Below are 23191 nucleotides of genomic sequence, written 5' to 3'. Positions count from 1 at the left end.
TTACTCAAACAACAAAATCTGAGCACAACTAACCAAAAATCTTCAGTTAGGTTTATTTCCACTTATCCTTTTTATAGTTTTATATCCCCTTCTTAATGCTTCTTTGTTACAATATCTGAAATTAAAAACTAGTGAATTATATGGCACCCCAGACAAAAAAAACAAAAAAATCCTCTTCCCAGAACGGTCCCAGCAGACGAAAACCTCGAAAAACGGTCAAAAGATCCGGTTTCAAACAAAGCATCTATATTGTCCTAGGTGTTTTTTTGATGATCCTGATGGTTGTCTTCGGATATTTTTTGGGACAGCATGCCAACGCGAACGGAAAAACCTCCGTAGCGAAGCCCGAAGTGCAGACCCAGAAGACGCAGGAAAGAGAGAGCAGCAAGAAAATTTTGGAAGCTCCGGCCAAGAGAGAAGTACAAAAACCGCAAACAGCAGAAGCACCAGTAACTGTTAAAAAGCCGGTCCCTCAGATAAAAATAGAAGAGGAGAAGGTGGTAGAAAAAGAAGAGCCTGTTGTCATCATCAGGGAGAAAAAAGAAGAGCCGGCTGTCGTCACTCTGGAGAAAAAAGTGGAAGCGGTGGAGAGGAGGGAGAGACCTAAACTGGCCATTATCATTGACGATGTGTCAAACAGAAGCCAGCTCAAGGCGATACAGGCGACGGGGTTAAAACTGACCCCATCCATCTTCCCTCCCTCCAAGCTTTCCAGAACTTCCCACAGGCTGGCGGAAGGACTCCGGCACTATATGATCCATTTGCCTATGGAGTCGAGCAGCGCAGCGTTCAATGCACGGTCCAAAACCCTGCTGACCACGTTCAGCAAGGAAGAGATAGAGGAGAGAGTCAAGGAACTGAGAGCACTTTTCCCCCGCGCAAGGTATATCAATAACCATACGGGTTCCGTATTCACCGATGATCATGATGCGATGCAGACACTCTATAGGGCGCTTCGCAAAGAGGGTTTTGTCTTTATAGACAGCCGAACGATAGCCTCCACCAAGGTACCTCAGATAGCAGAAGCATTCGGTGATCACTATATGGCAAGGGATGTGTTCATAGACAATGAGCATACGATCCCCTATATCCATCAACAGCTTCAAAAAGCAGTGGAGATAGCCAAGAAAAAAGGCTATGCCATTGCCATCGGACATCCGCATAGAACGACTATGAGGGCACTTTCAAGTGCGGAAGAGATCTTCCAGGATGTAGAGATCGTATACATCGATGCGCTTTATAGATGACCCCTCTGCATGGTCTTGCGGCCTCTTTATAAATATGACAATTTGAAATATTTTTAATTGAGAAGAAAAGCGTATGATACCATAGGCCTAAAAAGGCATAGTATGAGTCCAATACTTACGCAGCATCTACCTGCTTTAGAAAGTATGAAAAAATATCCCTCCAAACTGTTTTACAAGGGGAACCTGGAATTACTGCAGCGTCCCAAAGTAAGCATCGTTGGTACAAGGCGACCTTCGAATTATACGCGCCAGTGTACCTACGCTCTTGCAAATGCCCTGGCCAAACGGGGTGTATGTGTGGTGAGCGGTGCTGCCATGGGAGTCGATGCCGTGGCCCATGCCGGTGCGGGAGCAGAGAACACGATCGCGGTAGTGGCCAATGGTTTGGATATACGCTACCCTGCCGTCAACAAAGAGCTCATTGCGGGCATAGAGGAGAAAGGGCTTTTGCTTAGCCAGTTCAATGACGGTTTCAGGGCAACGGGATGGAGTTTTGTGGTGCGGAATGAACTGGTCGTCGCACTGGGTGACAGTTTGATCGTGACCGAGGCAGACCTGGAGAGTGGTTCGATGCGTTCCGTCGAGTATGCTTTGAAAATGGGCAAGAAGGTCTTTGTGCTTCCGCAGAGGCTCGATGAAAGTTTGGGTACCAATAAGCTGCTGAATGAAATGCAGGCTACCCCCATACACAATATTGAAACCTTTGCCTCAACGTTTGGCCAGAGTGCAGATGATGGTATACAAAAGGATGAATTCTTTTATTTTTGTCAGACCTTGCCGACCTTTGACGAAAGTCTGAAACGGTTCGGAGACAGGGTATATGAAGCGGAACTTGAAGGGATCATCACGATACAGAACGGTATCGTGAGACTGAACTAGATCAGATTGTATTGCGTAGCTTTTATGGGGAATAAGAGACTATTTGCCCATTTCTGAAAGTTGCGAGAAGAGTTCTTCCATGGATTCTTCAGGAAGCGCACCTGCCTGAACGAACTGTACATCACCTTTCGTGTCCAAGGCTACGAGAAAAGGAATACTCCCTCTCCATTGCGCTCTCTGCTGAATATAGCCTACCAATTCAGATGCTTTTTCTTCAGCAACTGCGATATAGTTGATCCCTTTCTCTTTTGCAAATCTTTTGACGTCACTATCGGTGTACCCTTGTACTTCGATCGCTACGATAGCCAGTTTGTCTTTATGTTTCTCTTGAAGGTTGATCATGTGTGGTATGGATGCCAGGCATGGAGGACATTTGTGTCCGAAAAATTCTATAAAGACCACTTTTCCCTGAAGGCCTTCTATATTAAGCCCTTGCTCGGTACCTCTTACCTCATAGGTTTTCCCTGTAATGTCAGTCATGCTCATTTTTGCGAATATTTTTTCATTCTCTGCTGCCTGTGTATAGGTTAAAAAAGAAAAAAGTAGAAGGGTGGCTGAAAGTAATGTTTTCATAAATTAGACCTTTATTAGATAGTTTCATGCATTATACACTATGTAGATGTAAAAATCGTGTAATTGTCCGGATTTGGCTAAAAGATTTTTTCAAAGAGCATCAGGTAATGTCATAAAGGGAAGGAAAAATGATGATGTATACAGACCTCATTACAAAAGGGGGGGGAGACAAAAGGTCTTGTTCTACTTACTGATGCTCTTATGAAATAATTATAATAAGCCAAGGTTAACTGAAGACTAATAGAACCATTCTGTGGAAAAAAAGTAAAAGGGAGATCTTTACAAAGAGCATCGAGGGGTAAAGGAGAAAAATATTTAACAAGGAGTTCTAAAATGCTTTGTAAAAGGGGAGGGGATAAGTATTTTAGATGTCCCTCAATGCTCTTATGGCCGTAGTGTAATATACCAAGGTTAACCGTAGGCAAATAAAGAGTAGTTACACTATAATGACAGGAACGAAAAAGGATAGTGATGATGATAAAAAAAGTTTTATTGGGGATATGTCTTGGACTGGCGTATGCATCGGCACAGGAGCTGACACTTGAAAAAAAAATAGGCCAAATGCTGATGGTGGGGTTTCATGGTACGCAGGCACCTGAGGAAAGTCAGATCTGCAGGGATATACAGCAGTACCATGTAGGGGCAGTGATCCTCTTTGACTACAACCCTGTAGATAAGCAGAAGCCAAAGAACATTGCCAGCAAAGCGCAGTTGGCAAAACTGACCCAGTCACTGCAGGCGTGCAGTGCAGACGGGAAACTGCTCATCGCCGTAGATCAGGAGGGGGGAAATGTGCAGCGGCTGAAAAGCAGATACGGCTTTTACGGTCAGTTCCCCAAAGCTTCTGATGTGAGGAATATGGATCAGCGCGAGATCACAGAAGTGTACACCAAGATGGGCAGGGAACTCAGAAGCGTAGGGATCAATTATGACCTTGCACCGGTGGTCGACCTCGATATCAACAGCCAAAACCATGTGATCCACGGGTTAGGGCGCTCTTTCGGAAAAGAGCCCAGGATGGTGGCACAGTATGCTGCAACCTTTATCGATGCGATGCACGGCAACGGTGTGTTGACGTCATTGAAGCATTTCCCGGGACACGGCTCTTCTGTCGGAGATACCCATAAAGGGTTTGTGGATGTCACGAACCTCTGGAAAGAAGCGGAGTTGGAACCCTACAGGCTTTTAAAGGATAAAGCAGATAGTGTCATGGTCGCCCATGTTTTCAACAAAAGAATAGACGAGAACTATCCGGCTAGCCTTTCCTATAAGACCATTACCAAACTGCTGCGATGGAAACTGGGATATCACGGTGTGGTCATCACAGACGACCTTCAAATGGGTGCGATCAGCCAAAAGTATGGATTGAAAGATACATTGAAACTGGCCATTCATGCAGGAAATGACCTGTTGCTCATAGGAAATCAGCTGGATCCCCAAAAAACAGTCAGTACCCAAAAACTGGTCGAGACCATAGCGGCGCTTGTCGAAAGCGGAGAAGTGAAAGAGGAGCATATCGATAAAGCGTACAAAAGAATTCAGGCGTTAAAGAAAAAACTCTGATCTCAGTGCTGCAGCCAGCGTTCCAAAATGATCTTTGCCGCAATAGAGTCGATCTTCCCGTCTTTCTGATGTTTGAATACACCCCTGGTAAGTTCTTTGGCCTCGATGCTTGAACTCTGCTCATCCTGATAGGCGACTTCTATGTCCAGGTCAAGCAGTGAAACAAAATGTCTGATGCGCCGTTCCATCTCTTCGGAACTCTCTGCATCCCTGGGAAGGCCTACGATCAGTTTTTCGATCTCCCATTCCTCTAAAAACGCCTTGACCTCTCTGGCAGCCTGGTTACGGTTCTTGCGCAGGATGGCGTTCTGCGGCATCACGATATTCCCGTCAAGGCAGATCGCGATACCTATACGTTTCAGTCCTACATCTATACTGGCTAATCTCATACTGGAATTGTACCCAAACTTTTGCCAACTTATGTACTCAACCATCGGTATATTAAAAGCATAGGAAATAAAATTTAATATTTATAAATAAGTAAAAAAATAAAATCCTTTGCTAGAATTGTAAGAGGGAAATGTCAGTATCGAAGAATATTCAATTATAGACAATAAGGTAATATCGCATGCATTGGAACAAAATACGTATGGCCTTGATAGGCTTCAGCATGACGCAGTATGCACATGCAAGTCAAAGTACTACACCAGCAGAGACCTTTTGGTTATGGATCGCTCTTTTCACTTTGGGAATATTAACGATAGCTGTTTTGTTTTTTTCCTCCTATAAAACAAAAAAGATGCAGAAGTTGCACCAGGCCATGTTTGACAAACAATTGGAAATGGAAAAGAACCAGAATCTCCTTTTGACCACAATGAGTGAAAATATCCATACCATCGCAAAGCAGGCACTTGAACAGCATACACAACTGATCGGTCAAACCTCCAACGCAGTACAAAATGAAGAAAACAGTTTAATACAGATGGAGCATAAACTTCTGGATGTGACCAATGACCTGATAGATTTTCTCAGACTGAAATCAAAAAAGATCGAGATCGTCAATGAAGAGTTCAATATCAATAATATGTTGAATGAACTGTCCGGGTCCATCTGTTCTGAATTTTCGGGAAGTCCTGTTGAACTGATCTTCGATATAGATAAAGATATACCGCGGCGTTTGGTCGGGGATTCACTGCATTTGGGGCAGGCGCTCAAAAGTATACTGGAACATATGCTGAACCAGGATGGCCTGGAGGAGGTCAGATTGGAGATCTCTATGTCCGATACCTCTGAAGAACAGGCGGAACTGCAGTTTCAGTTCACCGATATAGGAAGAGGGCTTGATGCCGAAGCACTGGAAAACCTGTTTGTCCCTTATTATGATGAAGAGACAGAGACCTATGTGAGACTTGGACTCTATGTAGCCAATGAGCTGGTAAATATGATGGGCGGAAAACTTTCCGTACAGAGCATAGAAGGGAAAGGCAGCACCTTTACACTCTTTTTGCCTTTTGAAATCGCGGAAAGAGCCGATAAGAGAAAGTACAGGCTGCCGGACAAGGTACTGATAGAGAAGAAAGTGTTCATTGTGGACAAGAGTTATCATTCGGCCTTGGCGATCAAGAAAAAGTTCGCCTATTTCAGACACGAGGTGAAAGTGCTTTCCCAAGAGGAGTTTATGAAAAACATGCCTAATTTAAACTCTTATGATATCGTTGTGCTGCATGAGAGCCTCTTTTCTGTCAGACTGATCGAATATCTCAATACGATCAAAATGGAAAAAGATCTTAAGGTGATAGCCCTCAATTCACTCCTTCAGTCTGATAAAAAAAGTTTTGAGGATCCGGTCATAGATACCCATCTTTTCAAACCGGTCAATCAGGAACGTGTCTTTGAAATGATCATAGATCTCTACAATATCAAAACACCTGTCGATATGGAAGAGAAATATAATATCAACACACCTGACGATAAGAAAGAGGAAAAAAAGAAAGAGATCAAACGCGTAAAAACACATAGAACGCACATCAACGAGACAAAAGATGTGACAAAAGAAAGTTTTAAAGACTTTTCCGGGAAAAACCTATTGATCGTAGACGATAACCTCATTAACCAGAAAGTGCTGGTGAACCTTTTGCAACCTTCGGGTATGGACATCAGCGTCGCCGGAAATGGACAGGAAGCGGTCGATAAGGTAAAGGAAGGAGAGACCGAATTTGACCTGGTGCTGATGGATATCAACATGCCTATCATGGATGGCTATGCAGCTACGCAAATGATACGTCTGGACAAGAAGTTCGACGGTTTGCCCATCGTTGCATTTACCGCTCTGGTACTGGACAGCGAAATACAAAAAATGTTCAATTGCGGGATCAATGCTTTCTTATCCAAACCGCTCAACATAGGCAAGCTCTATACGGCATTTTCCATGTATCTCTCCGATGAATCCCCGGAGGAGGCACCTGCAGAAAAAGCAGTCGAACCTAAAGAAGTACGCAGCTATGAAGGAATCAATATCGAAAAAGGCATCAAACGTGCCAGCAACAGCGAGGCGCTCTACCTTGAAGTTTTGAAGGAGTTCAATACGGCCTATGGTCACAGCGGGGAGATCTTTGCGAAATTGATACAGGAACACCGTTATGAACAGGCCAGGATGCTATGTATAGACATGAGAGGACTGACAGGAACGATCGCTGCCGAAGAGATGCATGATCTGGTGTCAGAGATACTGCATCAGCTCGTTTATAAAAATTACGAAAAGCTTGCAAACTATAAAGAGAAATATATGTTTGAGATACAGAGGCTGAGTCGTTCCATTGACAGGTATAGCGAAGCCGCCTGACAGGCGCTGCTGTTCAAGGATCCGTGAAGAGAGTCATTTGTAGACTATGCCGTTAACGGATCTCTGCGATAAAAGCATCTTTTTGTATATGTGTCCTGACCGTTTCTAAAAGTGCCACGGCATCCGCTCTTTGACGGTATGGCCCTATAAGCAGTTTTGAAATCTGTTTTTCCTTGTGAGGAAACTGAATGACCTTGTAATGATAGCCGGCCCTTGTGATCTTGGCGAGCAAAGACGCTTTCGGCTTTCCCTCGAATGATCCCACCTGCACATAGTAGTTTCCTACAACAGATGCCTCTTTCGCTCGCGGCATGATACGAGGCGTATCTTCTTTTCTGACCTTTTTTGCCTTCCAGGGTTTAACATCGTTCCTAGCGATCCTCTCTTGAGGTTCAGGCAGATATCTTTTACAGATACGTACTCTTTTTTTGTAATAGGGGGAAGTGTTCAGATTGGAATAGACGATCTCATATTTGGTGGTACTGGCATGCGTAAACCAGCCGTTCCCCAGATACAGACCTACATGGGTGATCTTCCCCTTGGGCGTTTCTTCTGTGTCGAAGAAGATCAGGTCACCATACGCCAGCTCGTGCAGTTTGATCTCGTTGCCATTTTTTGCCTGTTCTCTTGCTACTCGGGGGATCTCTATCCCCATGCTCCCGTACAAATAGTAGGTAAAGCCCGAGCAGTCAAAGTGGTCAGGTCCCTCTTCCGCCCAGACATAGGGACGTCCCTGAAGTTCTTTGACCATTTTGTCAAGATTCTCCTTGCTTGGCTGATACTTCACGGTAGGTTTTTTAACGGTATAGTCAGGATTTGCAGGATGGGGGTCCGGTTTGCATCCCGCCAGCAAGAGCAAAAGCAGTACGACAACAAAGTGAGAGAGGTGCTGTTTCATGGTCTCAACCAGGCACGGCTTTCTTGGGCAGCTGCATTCCTGGCTGCCATGGTGTCGTATAGCGGGAAGTGGTCGCTTCCATTTTTACAAGCGGTGCATCGCATTGCATGTATTTGGCACGTTCATCTTCACTGAGATAGCGTTTGCACACTTTCATGCGTTTGACATAGATAGGTTCTTTGTCAAAATGGCTGATGGTGACCTTTCTGTCTTTGCTGCTTGCATGCGCAAACCAGCCTTCTCCGAGATAGATCCCTACATGGTTGATGGTTTTGCTTCTTTGATTGGGTGCACCAAAGAAGATGAGGTCTCCGTAATGCAGGTTCTTGAAAGGCACGTGTTTACCCATTTTGGCCTGCTCACGTGCCACGCGGGGGACCTCTATGCCCATCGATCCATAGATGTTATAGACAAGCCCGGAACAGTCGAATGCATGGGGCCCTTCTTCTGCCCATACATAAGGTTTGCCCAGATAGGTGTATAGCAGGTCCTGAATGTTCTTTCTGTTGGGCTTGCAGCTCTTTTCAGGTTTGATGATCTCATAATTCGGATAGCTGTAGGGCTTCGGCGCTGGCTTTGTGCATCCATTGAACAACAATAGCGTTGATAGTAGTAAACTGTATTTCCAAATCACTGTCATGGCCATATCTTTCTAGAGTATTAACATAGCATCGCCATAAGAAAAAAACCTATATTTTTTCTCTATAGCTTCTTTGTATAAGTATAACGTTTTTTCTCTTCCAATAAAAGCGCTGACCAGCATGATCAGTGTACTTTTGGGCAAATGAAAGTTCGTGAGCAGGTGCGTCACCCTTTGAGGCGGGTTCATGGGGTTCAGGAAGAGATCGCACTCTCCGTGTCTCTTTTTGGTCCGTGCATAGTACTCAATGGTTCTTGTCACAGTGGTACCTATGGCCAAAAGAGGTGTGTCGCTCTCCAGTACTTTTGCCGAGGCTTCCGGGATATCAAAGTATTCGGAGTGCATAGGGTGATCGAGGATCTCTTCCGCTTCTACCGGTTTGAACGTACCCGCGCCCACATGGAGTGTGAGCGTATGGGTCTTGTGTTTTTGCTTCAAGGCAGCAAAGAGTTCCGGTGTAAAATGGAGTGAAGCGGTAGGCGCTGCCACGGCACCCGCCTTTTGGGCAAAGAGGGTTTGATAATCTGTTTCATCCTCTTCCTTGTCCTCTCTTTGCATATACGGCGGTAAAGGAATATGCCCTATCTTATCCAGTACAAGTATCAGCGCTTCAAAACGTATCACTTTGCCATGGTGCGAAAATGTGACGACACGGGAACCGTCATCGTTCAATCCTGTCACTTTCGCTGTAAGCCCGTCGTCAAACAGCAGTTCTGTGCCCAGTTTCACTTTCCCGCGGATCAGTACGAGATAGTGCTGCGCATCCAGCGGTTTATTGAAAAGAAGCTCTACCTTTCCGCCTTCCTGGTTATCTATCGCTTTTTTAGATCCAAAGATACGTGCTTTGATCACACGCGTATCATTGAGAAATACGTCACACTCCTGAGGCACGAACTCCAATAAGTGCTGAAAGGTGGTGTGGGTCACGGTATCGGTCTTCCTGTCATAAACCAAAAGTTTTGCATGGTCTCGCGGGTACACGGGAGTGGTGGCTATGAGCTCTTCGGGAAGCGCATAGTCATAACTTCTGGTAAGCAGTTCCTCTTTCATATAAGGGGGTTATTTATCACTTTGAGAAGCCGTAGTCTCTTCACTGTCGTCCAGCTCTTCCTCATCCGGTACGTGAGGGTTGACCACACGCACGATGAGTATGGAGAGACCATACAACAGAATAAGCGGAATAGCCATCAGAAGCTGGGTGAGTACATCCGGTGGTGTCAGCAGCGCCGCAAGGACAAAGATGATAATGACAGCGTACTTAAAGAAGTCTTTGAGCGTCTGGTCGGTGACCAGTCCAAGGAGCGCGAGGAAGTAGGCAAAGACCGGAAGTTCAAATGCGATACCAAAGCCCATCATGATCTTGGTGAAAAAGCCGACATAATCTTCGATGTTGATCAGCGGCGTATAGAGAAAAGAACCGAACGTAATGAGGAACTGGAATCCAAACGGCGTAACGATATAGTAGGCAAACAGTACTCCTACAAGGAACATGATCGAGCCGCCTATCACAAAAGGAAGCACCATCTTTTTTTCATTGCTGTACAAACCGGGCGCTACAAAAAGCCAGAGCTGGTAGAGAATGAACGGCAATGCACCCAGCAGAGCGGCAAAAAACGAAACCTTGAGCGCCACGAAGAACGCACCACCCACCTGGTGTGTGGTAACCATACCGTCAGCGGCTTTCTCCGAAAGGTTTGCAACCTCTGTTAATGCGTGATTGAGCGGTGCCGTGATCCACTCCAGTATGATCTCATGAAAGAAAAATGCAATGATGAAAGCAATAAATACGGAAAGAACGGAGAGTCCGAGTCTTTTTCTTAATTCAACGAGATGGGGTCTGAGTTCACTAAACATTAGGCATCATCTTTCGGTTTTTCTGTGGTTTCATCATCAGCGGCTTCTTTTTTCGTTTTCTTTTTTGGTTTTTTAAAGGTCACGGTATCGTTTTTTGCTTCGACCTGTGTGGCAATGACATCTTTCTCATCACTTTCTTTTTCTTTGCCTGTCTCATCAGGCTTGGAAGTTTTCGGAAGTGCTTCGGGTGATGCTTTTGAAACGTCATCATCATACGTGAGGTCTGCAAAAGCATCAAAGTCCACATTTTTAAAATTTTTAAGTTCGTTGGTCGCTTCATCCAGTTGTTTTTTATAATTGAGTGCTTCTTCTTTCAGGTCGGCGATCTTCATCTCTTCATCCAGAGAACTTTTTGCCTCGCTGATGGTCTTTTTGACACTTTTGATGAATCTGGCGATCTCTATCATTGTTTGAGGCAGTTTATCCGGGCCCAAAAAGAGTATAGCCACAATAGAAATGAGAAGTAATTCGGTAAATCCGATGCCAAACATGTGCAACCTTAGATGATTAATTGTTGTATTTTATCAAATTATCCTAAAATGTAGAGTGCAAGTTCATCACTCAGAAAGAAATTTGTATTATAGTAGCGGGTGGCATCTGAGTGAAGCTTCTTCTCTTTCACCAGGTGGTCGGCTTTTTGACCCATCTTTTCAGTCAGAAGCGATCTCTCTACACCGACAGTGCTGCGTAAGCCTAAAAAGATCTTTTCTGTCAGCAGTTCATCCGCTGTAAGCGGCTCTTCGGTAATCTTCAGCGGGTTCGAGACATACGCTTCGATATCTGTTTGGGGATAAAAACGTTTATCTTTCAAAAAACCTACCGCACCGGCTCCGGCACCTATGTAGTCCTTCAGTTCCCAGTATCCTTTGTTGTGTCTGCTCTGATAGGTACCGTAGTTGGAGATCTCATAGGCCTTGAATCCGCGTTTTTCTATCTCTTCGGCTACAAAAAAAGCGAGATCTTCATTTTCTTGACGTACTTCCGGCGTCTGTGAAAATTTTGTACCGTCCTCGATCGTCAGTTCATACGCAGAGATATGGTCAATGGGCAGGGAAAAGGCCTCCTGGATGTCGTTTGAAAGGAGCGACCTGGTATCTCCTTGATAATTATAGATCAGATCCAGCGAGAGATGTGCGAACCCGAGCGCTTTGGCATGGTGTATGGCATCTTTGGCCTGTTGCGGATTATGGGCACGGTTGAGTGCTTTGAGCTTTTGTGCATTGAAGCTCTGGACCCCGAAACTGACACGGTTGACACCAAGTGCCTTCATCCCTTCCAGCCAGGACGGGGTTGCAGAATTGGGATTGGCTTCGGTGGTGATCTCGGCATCCTCTTTCAGATAGGGGCGCAGCAGTTCAAAGATCGGCCTGTAGAGTTCAGGGGAAACGGTGGAGGGTGTCCCGCCGCCTATAAAAAGTGTTTCTACACTTTTGGGTCGTGCATCAAAACGCTCAAGTTCATAAGCCAACTGGGTATAAAGCGCCTTCATATATCGGGACTGGGTTTCAAACTTATCCACATAGGTGTTAAAACTGCAGTAATGACACTTGGAATCGCAGTAAGGGATATGAAGGTAAATTAGCAAATAGTTTTCTCACTTTTTGAGGTTTTTTCAAATGTTTGTAACCGCATTTTAGATAGAATCATATCAGAAATTTAGGAATGTATAGATAAACTTTAAATGATTTTAGAGTTGAAATAGCATTTAGTACCGGCACTTCAAGAGACAGGTTTCATGAACCCTTGTTCCTGGCAAGTGCAGGTAGTAACGCAATAGGCAGAAGTTCAGCTTCGCTGCGTCCTTTTTAATACTAAGTGAAACGAGTTAAAAGTATGCAAAATAAAAAGAGCTATAGGCCCAATGTTGCAGCTGTAATACTCTCTTCCAAATATCCGGACAAGTGTGAATTTTTTGTAGCACACCGAAGTGATATCAAAAATGCGTGGCAATTCCCTCAAGGGGGTATCGATGAAGGAGAGACCCCTCGGGAAGCCTTAAAGAGAGAATTGCTAGAAGAGATCGGCTGCAATCATGTAGAAGTGCTGGGAGAGTTCCCTGAATGGATCTCTTACGATTTTCCCAAGAACTCAAGAGGGAAGACCTACCCTTATGACGGACAGACCCAAAAATATTTTTTGGTACGTTTGAAAGAGAGTGCGAGGATCGATCTCAAAGCGTATGATATTCCGGAATTTGAGGAATATGAGTTCGTAGAGTATGAAGAGCTGTTTAAAAAGGTGACCTACTTTAAACGTAAAGTCTATCGTAGAGTGATCGATTATTTCATAGAAGAGGGTTTGATATAGATGTTAATTGTACAGAAGTATGGCGGTACCAGTGTCGGAGATCTGGACCGTATCGAAAATGTGGCCAACCGTGTCGCAAAAGCAAGAGAAGCAGGGAATGACATTGTGGTCGTTGTCTCTGCGATGAGCGGTGAGACGAATAAACTGATAAGTTATGCGGAGCACTTTACACCAAACCCTGCAAAAAAAGAGATGGATATGCTTTTGAGCTCCGGAGAAAGAGTGACTGCGGCACTGCTTTCCATAGCACTGCAGGCAAAAGGGTATGACGCGGTCGCAATGACAGGACGCCAGGCGGGTATCGTCACGGACAACGCACATACCTATGCGCGTATCGAGTCGATCGATCCGACCGCGATGGATACGGCGATCAAAGAAGGAAAGATCGTCATTGTTGCAGGGTTTCAGGGGATCAACAGAGACGGTTCCGTGACGACACTCGGACGCGGAGGTTCGGACCTTTCGGCGGTTGCCCTGGCCGGTGCCCTTAACGCGGACCAGTGTGAGATCTATTCCGATGTGGATGGTATCTATACGACGGATCCCCGTATCGAGCCCAATGCAAAGAAACTTGACACTATCTCATACGATGAGATGCTCGAGCTCTCTTCGCTGGGGGCAAAGGTGCTGCAGAACCGTTCAGTGGAATTGGCAAAAAAGTTAAAAATAAAGCTCTATGCAAAAAGTAGTTTTACAGACAACGAAGGTACGTTGATAACAGAGGAGAGTAAACATATGGAAGAAGTATTGGTATCGGGTGTCGTACTGGACAAGAATCAGGCACGTGTGACATTAAGAGGGGTTTCAGACAGACCGGGCATAGCAGCAGAGATATTCACGATGCTGGCAAACGAGAACATCAATGTGGATATGATCATCCAGAACATGGGAGTGGACGGTACCACCAACCTTGGATTTACTGTACCCGAAAGTGAACTGGAAAATGCCAAAAGACTGATGGAAGATTTTGACCATGATATCCAGGGGATGGACTTTGACAAGCATGTATGCAAGGTATCGGTCGTAGGCGTAGGGATGAAGTCCCACTCGGGTGTAGCGGCCACTGCCTTTACGACATTGGCGCAAAATGGCATCAATATACAGATGATCTCCACTTCCGAGATAAAGGTCTCCATGGTGATCGATGAAAAATACGGGGAGCTTGCGATACGCACACTTCATGAAGCCTACGGGTTAGACAAATAGACCTATGAAAGAATTTCTAAAGTGGACACTTGAGAACATACGGGAAGAAGACTCTTCTTTTTCCTGGATGGAAGAGTATCGCTACGAGTGGGCCCCTTTAGCAAAAAGTGCAGTCTCAAAGACCATTGAGGGAAAAACAGCACTGATCATTACCGATGAATCGCACGAGTGGTTCGCCACCTATATCCTGAACGCCATCAATGACCTGAAAAAGAACAGGCCGCTCCTGCCTTTTTTCTCCCTGCATAGCTGTTTTCCGAATTTGGGGCTCATGAAGTCCACGCAGGAGCTGCAACTGCTCGAAGATATGCTGGATATCTCGTACCCCAATGGATACTATATCTGGTATATAGGCAAAGGCGATCACCCCTATACCAAGATCGCCTACCGTAATGATGAGAGTTTTTTGTGGGTGATGGATGAAGAGGTGCAAAACAGTTTTGCACTGCGCAGTTCGGACAAATTGCTGGATATCAAGCTTTTACAGCTTTTTCAACTGTTTGACAATACCCTTTCAGCGGCACTCTTCGGGGATCTAGACCTAGAATCATGAGGCTCCTTAGTCAAGTCATTATCAGTAGTGAGATCGAAAATACGCTCTTGGCGCTTGAAAAATGCCGTCAAGATGAGTCTATCGTAGAGATCATTTCTCCCAGCATCGCACAGAACATGGAAGTTGAGGGGGAAAATCAGCCTGCTGCACCGTATCTTCACAGGACGGCAACAGAAAAAGAGACCTTCAGCGTAGTCGATGCAAAACTGGCTATTGAAAAAGCCTATATGGCCAGTGAAGAAACGACCGTGATCATACTTGCAGCCAATGCATTCTCCCCGGTGGTCCAGAACAAGCTTTTAAAAGTGATCGAAGAACCGCCGTCGAAAAAAGAGTTTATCCTGATCACTCCGAATAAGGCCACGATACTCGACACGATCCGTTCGCGTCTGCCTGTCACGGTACTCTCAGAACAGAAAAATAAAGAGGTCCTGGAGTTGAACCTGGGGCAACTCTCCCTGGCAGGGGTCTATGCATTCGTACAGACGCACAAACGTACCGATGCCAAAGCCATGAAACATTTGGTTGAATCTATCAGCAAGGAAGCGATAGCTTCACAAAATTTTGACCTGGATGCAAAAACACTCAGCCTCTTCTCCAATGCTTTTATCGCTTTGGATGTAGGCTCGCCGCCGCAGTTTGTGCTGAACACTTTGTTGTTAAAGCTTTTAGCACGCAAAAAAAGATAAAATAAGAATAACTCTCGTCAACCCGGTCAAGCCGTGGTTGATACTTGCTTGCCCAGGAGTGACCTATGCATATCTATAAACTCGGACCTATCACAGATGCAAGAGCAGTGCTGAAGGCACTGGATGTGGAGAGCGGCGGTGTCAGCATCATGGCAAAGAAGATGGAACTGCTGTATTTCTTCATCAAGGATCTCAAGACACCTGCGGCCAACATACTGAAACAGGATGCACTGAGCATAGGTGCGGAACTGGCTGTACCCGGCGGGGTGATCCTCTGCGAAAAACCTACCTACGACTGTATACTCATAGGCACCAGAAAACATATGGAGCTGCTCTCCAGAAAAGAGCTGGCACAGCCGTTCGGGCTCAAAACGGTGGCTACGGAATTGAAAAGGTTTCTTTCCGAAAAAAGCTATCCTACGCGGATCATGGGCGTGGTCAACGCCAACGATGACAGCTTCTTTGCAGGCAGCAGGTTCAAGGCGGAGGATGCCGTCAGGCAGATAGAAAAAATGATCGATGAGGGAGCAGATATCATCGATGTGGGGGCCGTATCCTCGCGTCCGGGTTCAAAAGCGGTGAGTGCAGAAGAGGAACTGGCACGTATCCAGCCGATCTGTGACATCATCAGATCCGAAGCACTGTATGAAAAAGCGCTTTTTTCCGTGGACAGTTATGCACCGGAGGTAGTGGAGTATGCACTGAAGAGCGGATTCGGTCTGATCAATGACATTACGGGAGCAAGCGATGAAAGGCTGATCGACCTGGCGGTGACATATGACGCAAAGCTTTGCATCATGCATATGAAAGGTACTCCGCAGACGATGCAAAAAACCCCCGAGTATGACGATGTGATGGTCGAGATCAGCGACTTTTTCGAAGCACGTATCCATAAGTGCGAGGCACGGGGGCTTGGAAGAGAAAACATCATTTTGGATGTGGGCATTGGGTTTGGCAAAACACTGGAACACAACCTCACGCTGATTAAAAATATGGCACATTTCAAGGTATTCGGCTGCGAAGTGCTGGTGGGTGCGAGCAGAAAGTCGATGATAGACAAGATCGTCCCTTCTGGTGTCGATGAGCGTCTGCCGGGCACCCTGGCGATACATTTGAAAGCGGTCGAACACGGGGCTTCGATCGTACGCTGCCATGATGTGAAAGAACACAAACAGGCGTTAGCTGTGTTGAAAGCGATGCTCTAAACCGTGGGCCGTTTTTTCAGATGGACATTCGTGATCGTGCTGAGTGCGATGGCAGGAGTGTTCATCCTGGACGGTTACATCGCGGAACAGGCAGCGCCGGACCTCTATGGGAGCGTTGAAACCGTACCTGCAAAAAAAGCCGCTTTGGTCCTGGGTACCGCAAAATACATGATGGGCGGCGGGAAAAACTACTTCTATATCTACCGAATACGCGCAGCAGCAGCACTGTTCAAGGCAGGGAAAGTCAAAGCTATCGTGGTTTCGGGGGATAACAGCACCAAGTATTATAATGAGACCACCAAGATGAAGCAGGACCTGATCAAAGCAGGGGTTCCGGGGAAGTATATTTCCATCGATCCTCTGGGAGTGAGAACGCTTGATTCCGTGGTGAGGGCTGAAGCGATCTTTGACCTAAAAGACTATATAATCGTTTCTCAAAAATTTCACCTGGAAAGAGCGTTGTTCCTGGCCAAAGCAAAAGGGCAGAAGGCCATAGGTTTCATGGCAAAAGATATACCGGGAACGGCGGCAGCATACAGGATGAAAGCCAGGGAATATGTAGCCAGGGCAAAAGCTTTTTTAGATCTATATATCTTGCATACGGCTCCAAAGTTCGATGGAAAAAAAGAGAAAGTACACTATAAAAAATGACAAATGAACAATACCAAAAAAAGATAGAGATCCTTAAAAAATGGGCACATGCCTACTATGTGGAGGACAACCCTGTTGCCAGCGATGAAGAGTATGACAGGCTGTATCATGAAGTGCTGGACTATGAGACAGCACATCCCGATCAGTCAGCTGAGGATTCACCGACCAAACGTGTCGGCGGCATAATACGGGATGAGTTCAGCAAGGCGAAGCATATCAGGCGCATGTGGAGCATGGAGGATGTCTTTGACAGCGAAGAGATGCAAGCGTGGCTGGATCGTGTCGAGAAGAACATAGGGGCATGTGAGTACTTCTGTGAACCTAAGTTCGACGGGGCAAGTCTGAACCTGCTCTATGAAGGAGGCAAGCTGGTCCGTGCCATTACACGAGGAGATGGTTTCATCGGCGAAGAGGTGACAGATAATGTCCGGACGATCCGCTCCGTGCCGCTGACGATCGATTATGACGGTCTGATAGAGATACGCGGTGAAGTGGTGATCCGAAAAGATGACTTTGAGAAGATCAATGCAGAGCGTTTGGAACAGGGAGAGAGTCTCTTCGCCAATCCGCGCAATGCGGCAGCAGGAAGTTTGAGACAGCTTGACAGCTCCATCACGGCGAAGCGCAGATTGGTCTTTTATCCCTGGGGGCTGGGAGAGAATTCTCTGACACACCGCAAGCTGTCTCAGAAAATGGAGTATGTCTACGCTTTAGGATTCTTAGCACCGCCTTTTGCACAGGATTGCGAGGGTATCGAAGAGATAGAGGCCTTTTACCAGATGCTGATCGCCAAACGTGATCAGATACCGATGATGATGGATGGGATGGTACTGAAGGTCGATGATGTGGATAAGCAGGAGGAGCTCGGCTATACCGTGAAGTTCCCCAAATGGATGTGTGCCTACAAGTTCCCGGCGATCGAGAAGGTGACAAGGATCAATGCCATTACCCTGCAGGTAGGCCGTACGGGTGTGGTTACCCCGGTGGCGGAGATCGAACCGGTCAATATCGAAGGAGCCATGGTCAGCCGTGCTACGCTGCATAACTTTGATGAGATCGAGCGTAAAGATATCCATATCGGTGACAGTGTCATCATCATCCGAAGCGGTGATGTGATCCCGAAGATCATCAAGGTACTGGAAGACCGCAGGGACGGTTCAGAAGCAGCGGTAAAGCGTCCGACGGAGTGCCCGACCTGCGGAAGCGAACTGCTTGATGAAGGGGCATTGATCAAATGTCAGAATCTTCACTGCCCCGACCGTGTGATCAACTCTATCATCCACTTTGCTCGCAAAGGGTGTATGAATATCGACGGGCTGGGAAGCAAGATCGTTGAACTGCTGGTAAAAGAGGGGATCATCAAAGATATTCTTGATCTCTATTTTATCAGGTATGAGGACCTGGAGCACCTTGAAGGGTTTAAAGAGAAACGTATCAACAATCTTTTGGATGCGATACAGGCGACAAAAGGGGTACCGCTGTACCGCCTGATCAATGCGATGGGTATCGAGCATATCGGTGAAGTGGCAAGCAAGGCACTGGCCCTGGAATTTGGTCTGGGTGTGGTAGATGCAACCTTTGAAGAGATGGTTGCGATAGACGGTATCGGTGAAGAGATGGCCAACTCGGTGTTAGAGTTCATGCGTGTCAACCATGATTTCGTCCTGAAACTTTTTGAGACGATCCAGCCCACAGTGGAAGAGAAAGTAGAAGCTGCAGAAAATCCGTTCAAAGGCAAAACGGTGGTGCTGACCGGGTCTATGTCCGTCAGCCGGGGCATCATCAAAGAGATGCTTGAAAAACTGGGTGCAAAAGTGAGCGGTTCTGTGAGCAAAAAGACGGACTATGTGGTCTATGGCGAAGATGCAGGGTCCAAACTGGACAAGGCAGAGAGTTTGGGCGTGAAGACCCTGAGCGAAGAGGAAATGAGGGAGCTGCTATGAGGCTGGATAAATATCTGGTGGAAGAAGGCTATTTTGAGAGCCGAAACCGTGCCAATGATGCGATCAAGGCAGGCAAGGTCAAAGTGGACGGCAAAGTGGCAAAGGCTTCGGCCAAGATCGATGAGAACACATCGGTGGAGGTGGAAGACGAGAAGTTCTATGTCAGCCGTGCGGCACGAAAGCTGGAGAACTTTCTGGCAGAACACCCTGTAGCGATAGAGGGTAAAAGTGCGCTGGATATCGGTTCGAGTACCGGCGGGTTCGCGCAGATCGTGCTTGAGAACGGGGCGGATAGCGTGACGTGTGTGGATGTGGGCAAGGCACAGCTGCATGTTTCCCTGCGTACCAATGAAAAAGTATCCTTGTGTGAAGAGACGGATATCAGGGAATTTCACAGTGATGCTCCTTTTGAACTGATCACCTGCGATGTCTCTTTTATCTCTATTTTGCAGATCATGGACGATATCGACAGGCTGGCCCAGGCAGGCACAGACATCGTGATACTGTACAAACCGCAGTTTGAAGTAGGCAGAGATGTCAAGCGCGACAGTAAAGGGGTCGTGCAGGACCTGGATGCGATAGCCAGACGAAAAGAAGCCTTCGAAGCAGAAGCCAAAAAGCTGGGATGGCACCTCGAATACCAGGCGCACTCACGCGTGCAGGGGAAAGAGGGCAACCAGGAGTATCTGTATCATTTTGTGAAAAGGGAGAAGTAGCTTTGCAGTATAGCAATGGGATCAAGCGTATTGCCATAGGGTCGTTCGACGGCATGCATGTCGCACACCAGGTCCTTGCAGCGCAAGTCGATGCACTGGTGATCATAGAACGAAACGGCGGCTATCTGACCCCTGGATTTAAACGGTCGCACTATACGTCGAAAATATGCTGTTTCTACCACTTTGATGTCATCAGATCGCTCACTCCTGAGGCATTTGTACAAAGACTTCTTGCGGATTTCCCTGCCCTTGAAATGATCGTGGTGGGATATGATTTCCATTTTGGCAAAAATAAAGCTGGGAATGCGGAGATGCTGCAGGCATTGAGCAGCAAAGAAGTCGTGATCGTCGATGAAGTGAGATGCGATGGCATAGCTATCCACTCACGTACGATCAAAACGTTTCTGCGCGAAGGCAAAATAGAGATGGCCAACCGGTTCTTAGGCAGAACCTACCACATCGAGGGTGAAGTGGTATCCGGGCAGGGTCTGGGTAAAAAAGAGTTGGTACCTACACTGAATTTGGCCGTACAGGAGTATCAGCTCCCGATGGAAGGTGTCTATGCCACACGTACACGTATACAAGGGAAATGGATGAACTCTGTCAGTTTCCTGGGTCGACGTGTCACAACGGATGACGCTTACGCGGTAGAAACACATATTTTAGAAAAAGAGGTAGGCAGCGTGAAAGAGGCCCTCTCCTTACAGTTCATAGGCTTCATACGTCCCAATAGAAAATTTGACAGCCTCGATGCCTTGAAGAAACAGATTCAGGATGATATAGGCAGGGCCAAAAGTATGTTAGAGGCATAGGTCTTTTTTGAAGAAAGATCAGGATGCTACCTGTTCGACTATGCACTGCTTTCCATCTTTTTCAGGCAATAAGTAGTGCTGTCCAGCCTCGAGTACTCCATACGGTTCTTCCCGCTGTTCTTTGCCCTGTACATAGCTTCATCCGCAGCTTTGATCAAGGCTTCAGGTGTTTCACCGTCATCGGGGTAGATGGAAGCGCCGATACTCATACCTATGGAGATCGCATTGCCCTCTATTACGCAGGGGGTATGGGTGAGCTGATTGATCCTTTGCAAGATCTCGTCAAGATATTCAAAACTCTCCAGATCTTCAAGCAGTATGACAAACTCATCGCCACCGAAACGGCAGACGGTGTCATCTTTTCGTAAGATATCCTGGAGAGAAGTGCCTATATGTTTCAGGATCTCGTCCCCCATGGTATGGCCATAGGTGTCGTTGACCGGTTTAAAGTTGTCCAGGTCACAAAAGATGATACTGATGCATTTGTTGAATCTTTCTGCATGGTTGATGGCATGTTCCAGCCTGTCGTTGAACAGGAGTCTGTTGGAAAGCCCCGTAAGAGGATCATGTGTGGCCAGATAGGCCTGGTTGTCCGCATCTTTGCGATGGTGTGTGACATCCGAAAAGATGCCGATAAAGTTTTCTATCTGGCCTTGATCATTTTGAATGGCGTTGATGCTCAGCCATTCGATATAGATCTCGCCGTTCTTCTTACGGTTGGTGATCTCTCCCTGCCAGTAACCATTGAGGGAGAGCTGGTTCCAGATCTTTTGATAAAAGTGTCTGTCGTGCTTCCCTGATTTCAGTATCTTGGGGTTCTTCCCCTGTACATCGTCCAGCGTATAACCGGTGATCTCAACAAAAGCATCGTTTACATGTACGATCTTGTTATGACCGTCTGTGATCAGGACACCGTCCATCGTATGTTCATAGACGGCAGAGGACATCTGCAGGGATTTCAGGTTGTTTCTATTGTCGATAGCCGCACCGATGATCGATGCCGCGGTGCCGAGCATTTCAACATTGGTCGCTTCCAGTGTCTCTTTATGCTCATCTCCGATACCCAGAAATCCCCACCACTGGTCTTTTACAAAGATGGGCAGTATAAGAAGCGAATTGATCTTGAACAGCTCCAGCAGTTTCGTTTTTGACTTATCGTAATCATCTTTGTTCCCATTGATGGAGAGGTTTTTCTCCAGTTTGTTCTTCCATCGCATGAAATGGTGTTTACGGTAATGGATGCGTTTTTTACTTTTTGCTTCTCTGTTGTCATTGATATATAAAAGCTTTTCTGCAGAGAGGTTATTGTTCTCCTGTTCATTTTGATAGATGAAGATACAGGACATCTGGGAAGCCTCTTTGAGGTTCTGCATCTCCTGGTAGAGAGCCTTCATCCAGTCAGACTGCTGCAGAAAGTTATGGGACATTTCATTGATGGCATGGAGTATGTTCTGCTGTCTTCGGACCTCGCGATTGACCCGTCTTTTCTCGATGACCTCGCTATGGAGCTGCTGTATGGTCTTGGAAAAACTCTTGGAGGCAAATGGCTTTGAAAGGAACTGGTTGACACCCAGCTCGATCGCTTTCAGAAGAATATCGCGCTTTTCAAAGTCCGTAAAAATGGCTATTTTGACATGCTCGTCTATCTTTCTTATCGCTTCAGCCATCTCCAGACCGTTCATATGCGGCATGTTGATATCTGAGAGAATGATATCCGGTCGGTGTTCTTTAAAAAGCCTGAGCCCCTCTAGCCCATCAGACGCCGTAAGTATATTATCCGTATAGGCATACAGCATATGGTTCAGTATAGAGGTGGTCGTCTTGTCATCATCTACGATAAGTATAGTTAATTTTTCCATATTCCTAATTCTAATCCCTTATTTATAATTCTAATAGAAAAAGCTTTGACTTTGATGAAAAAAGATGAGATTTCCACATTTGACGCTTCAACTGATTTAGAATACTCTTTGAATATAATGACAATATCAAATGTAAAGAAGCGATAATGAAAGATAAAGTGTTCAATAAACCCATAGAGAAGAAGTTTGAATTTGATGAAGCCGTTGCTTCTGTCTTTGATGACATGCTGAGCCGTTCGGTACCTTTTTATGATGAGGTACGAAAGCTGATCATCTCTTTGATACTTGCAGAGCAGGAAGAGGGGAAAAAGGTCCTTGACCTTGGATCTTCTACCGCAAAGTTCCTGTTGGACCTGCACAGCAAAATGGATGTGAAAATGCAGCTCAAGGGTCTGGACAATTCGCAGGCCATGCTGGACAGGGCCGCCCAGAAATGTCAGGCTTTCGGTGCAGATATAGAGCTTGAACTGGCTGATATGCTGACCTATACGTACAGAGAAGAAGATATCATTGTGGCAAACTATACCCTGCAGTTCATTCGTCCCCTGCAGCGTATAGAACTGCTGAAAAAGCTTTATGAGGGTCTAAAAGAGGATGGACTCTTCATCTTTTCCGAGAAAGTGGTCTTTGCAGACAAGAAGCTTGATAAAGAGATGATCGATATCTATTATGCCTATAAAAAAGAGCAGGGGTACAGCGAATATGAGATAGCACAGAAACGGGAAGCCCTGGAAAATGTCCTCGTTCCTTTTACGATCAAAGAGAATATACAGATGTGCAAAGATGCAGGATTCAAGCAGGTAGAAACGATTTT

23 protein-coding genes are annotated in these 23191 nt (G+C 46.1%); 14 read left to right on the top strand and 9 right to left on the bottom strand.

What is annotated here, in order from left to right:
* Positions 1–140: 140 nt before the first annotated feature.
* Together VIM88_RS01360 and VIM88_RS01355 are read left to right on the top strand one after the other, a co-directional pair.
* Entirely contained in the window at positions 141–1247 is a 1107-nt protein-coding gene (locus VIM88_RS01360; RefSeq protein ID WP_331861084.1) for a divergent polysaccharide deacetylase family protein, read from the top strand.
* 102 nt (positions 1248–1349) lie between these two features.
* A complete protein-coding gene (locus VIM88_RS01355) occupies positions 1350–2126 on the top strand; it encodes a DNA-processing protein DprA (protein ID WP_331861083.1) in 777 nt (258 codons plus the stop codon).
* A gap of 39 nt (positions 2127–2165) precedes the next feature.
* On the opposite strand, the gene VIM88_RS01350 is transcribed toward VIM88_RS01355, so the two are convergent.
* Positions 2166–2699: a TlpA disulfide reductase family protein gene (locus tag VIM88_RS01350; RefSeq protein ID WP_331861082.1), complete on the bottom strand. Its 534-nt coding sequence runs from the start codon at positions 2697–2699 to the stop codon at positions 2166–2168.
* Between the two features lie 471 nt (positions 2700–3170).
* Here VIM88_RS01350 and VIM88_RS01345 point away from each other — a divergent pair, with 471 nt between their 5' ends.
* On the top strand, positions 3171–4262 hold the full coding sequence (locus tag VIM88_RS01345; protein WP_331861081.1) for a glycoside hydrolase family 3 protein: 1092 nt from the start codon (positions 3171–3173) through the stop codon (positions 4260–4262).
* Between the two features lie 2 nt (positions 4263–4264).
* Here VIM88_RS01345 and ruvX read toward each other — a convergent pair whose 3' ends face one another.
* Positions 4265–4651, bottom strand: a complete 387-nt coding sequence (gene ruvX / locus VIM88_RS01340; protein ID WP_331861080.1) for a Holliday junction resolvase RuvX — start codon at positions 4649–4651, stop codon at positions 4265–4267.
* A 179-nt stretch (positions 4652–4830) separates the two neighbouring features.
* Here ruvX and VIM88_RS01335 point away from each other — a divergent pair, with 179 nt between their 5' ends.
* Positions 4831–7044 (top strand): response regulator, encoded by a 2214-nt coding sequence (locus VIM88_RS01335; RefSeq protein ID WP_331861079.1) that lies wholly within the window; start codon positions 4831–4833, stop codon positions 7042–7044.
* A 52-nt stretch (positions 7045–7096) separates the two neighbouring features.
* Here VIM88_RS01335 and VIM88_RS01330 read toward each other — a convergent pair whose 3' ends face one another.
* The 6 genes from VIM88_RS01330 to hemW are packed head-to-tail and all read right to left on the bottom strand — an operon-like array spanning position 7097 to position 12021.
* On the bottom strand, positions 7097–7942 hold the full coding sequence (locus VIM88_RS01330; RefSeq protein WP_331861078.1) for an NlpC/P60 family protein: 846 nt from the start codon (positions 7940–7942) through the stop codon (positions 7097–7099).
* 4 nt (positions 7943–7946) lie between these two features.
* Entirely contained in the window at positions 7947–8582 is a 636-nt protein-coding gene (locus tag VIM88_RS01325; protein WP_331861077.1) for a C40 family peptidase, read from the bottom strand.
* A gap of 12 nt (positions 8583–8594) precedes the next feature.
* Positions 8595–9632 carry a tRNA preQ1(34) S-adenosylmethionine ribosyltransferase-isomerase QueA gene (gene queA / locus VIM88_RS01320; RefSeq protein ID WP_331861076.1) on the bottom strand — a complete coding sequence of 346 codons (1038 nt, stop codon included), beginning with the start codon at positions 9630–9632 and terminating at the stop codon, positions 8595–8597.
* A gap of 9 nt (positions 9633–9641) precedes the next feature.
* A complete protein-coding gene (gene tatC, locus VIM88_RS01315; RefSeq protein ID WP_331861075.1) occupies positions 9642–10436 on the bottom strand; it encodes a twin-arginine translocase subunit TatC in 795 nt (264 codons plus the stop codon).
* Positions 10436–10927 (bottom strand): Sec-independent protein translocase protein TatB, encoded by a 492-nt coding sequence (gene tatB / locus VIM88_RS01310; protein ID WP_331861074.1) that lies wholly within the window; start codon positions 10925–10927, stop codon positions 10436–10438. The genes tatC and tatB overlap by 1 nt, the downstream gene beginning before the upstream one ends.
* Before the next feature lie 38 nt (positions 10928–10965).
* Complete coding sequence (gene hemW / locus VIM88_RS01305; RefSeq protein ID WP_331861073.1) at positions 10966–12021, bottom strand: radical SAM family heme chaperone HemW; 1056 nt, start codon at positions 12019–12021, stop codon at positions 10966–10968.
* 248 nt (positions 12022–12269) lie between these two features.
* Between hemW and VIM88_RS01300 the strand changes: the two genes are divergently transcribed.
* The 9 genes from VIM88_RS01300 to VIM88_RS01260 all read left to right on the top strand — a co-directional run bounded on the left by VIM88_RS01300 (position 12270) and on the right by VIM88_RS01260 (position 20518).
* The gene (locus VIM88_RS01300) at positions 12270–12743 is read left to right on the top strand and encodes an RNA pyrophosphohydrolase (protein WP_331861072.1); all 474 of its coding nucleotides are present in this window, start codon (positions 12270–12272) and stop codon (positions 12741–12743) included.
* On the top strand, positions 12744–13949 hold the full coding sequence (locus VIM88_RS01295; protein WP_331861071.1) for an aspartate kinase: 1206 nt from the start codon (positions 12744–12746) through the stop codon (positions 13947–13949).
* 4 nt (positions 13950–13953) lie between these two features.
* The gene (locus VIM88_RS01290) at positions 13954–14502 is read left to right on the top strand and encodes a HobA family DNA replication regulator (protein WP_331861070.1); all 549 of its coding nucleotides are present in this window, start codon (positions 13954–13956) and stop codon (positions 14500–14502) included.
* Positions 14499–15191, top strand: coding sequence for a DNA polymerase III subunit delta' (locus tag VIM88_RS01285; RefSeq protein ID WP_331861069.1), 693 nt, complete (start codon positions 14499–14501; stop codon positions 15189–15191). The genes VIM88_RS01290 and VIM88_RS01285 overlap by 4 nt, the downstream gene beginning before the upstream one ends.
* A gap of 65 nt (positions 15192–15256) precedes the next feature.
* Positions 15257–16396, top strand: a complete 1140-nt coding sequence (gene folP / locus VIM88_RS01280) for a dihydropteroate synthase (RefSeq protein WP_331861068.1) — start codon at positions 15257–15259, stop codon at positions 16394–16396.
* 3 nt (positions 16397–16399) lie between these two features.
* Complete coding sequence (locus tag VIM88_RS01275; RefSeq protein ID WP_331861067.1) at positions 16400–17047, top strand: SanA/YdcF family protein; 648 nt, start codon at positions 16400–16402, stop codon at positions 17045–17047.
* Positions 17044–18990 (top strand): NAD-dependent DNA ligase LigA, encoded by a 1947-nt coding sequence (gene ligA, locus VIM88_RS01270; protein WP_331861066.1) that lies wholly within the window; start codon positions 17044–17046, stop codon positions 18988–18990. Before VIM88_RS01275 ends, ligA begins: the two co-directional genes overlap by 4 nt.
* Positions 18987–19706, top strand: a complete 720-nt coding sequence (gene tlyA, locus VIM88_RS01265; protein ID WP_331861065.1) for a 23S rRNA (cytidine-2'-O)-methyltransferase TlyA — start codon at positions 18987–18989, stop codon at positions 19704–19706. The genes ligA and tlyA overlap by 4 nt, the downstream gene beginning before the upstream one ends.
* A 2-nt stretch (positions 19707–19708) precedes the next feature.
* Positions 19709–20518, top strand: coding sequence for a bifunctional riboflavin kinase/FAD synthetase (locus VIM88_RS01260; RefSeq protein ID WP_331861064.1), 810 nt, complete (start codon positions 19709–19711; stop codon positions 20516–20518).
* 38 nt (positions 20519–20556) lie between these two features.
* On the opposite strand, the gene VIM88_RS01255 is transcribed toward VIM88_RS01260, so the two are convergent.
* A complete protein-coding gene (locus VIM88_RS01255) occupies positions 20557–22377 on the bottom strand; it encodes a diguanylate cyclase domain-containing protein (RefSeq protein ID WP_331861063.1) in 1821 nt (606 codons plus the stop codon).
* Between the two features lie 146 nt (positions 22378–22523).
* Between VIM88_RS01255 and cmoA the strand changes: the two genes are divergently transcribed.
* Positions 22524–23191: carboxy-S-adenosyl-L-methionine synthase CmoA (gene cmoA / locus VIM88_RS01250; protein ID WP_331861062.1), on the top strand; the 668-nt coding region annotated here is incomplete at its 3' end.

It is taken from the genome of Sulfurovum sp., from assembly GCF_036568385.1.
Taxonomy (GTDB): domain Bacteria; phylum Campylobacterota; class Campylobacteria; order Campylobacterales; family Sulfurovaceae; genus Sulfurovum.
This window is presented reverse-complemented; position numbering and strand designations above follow the sequence as displayed.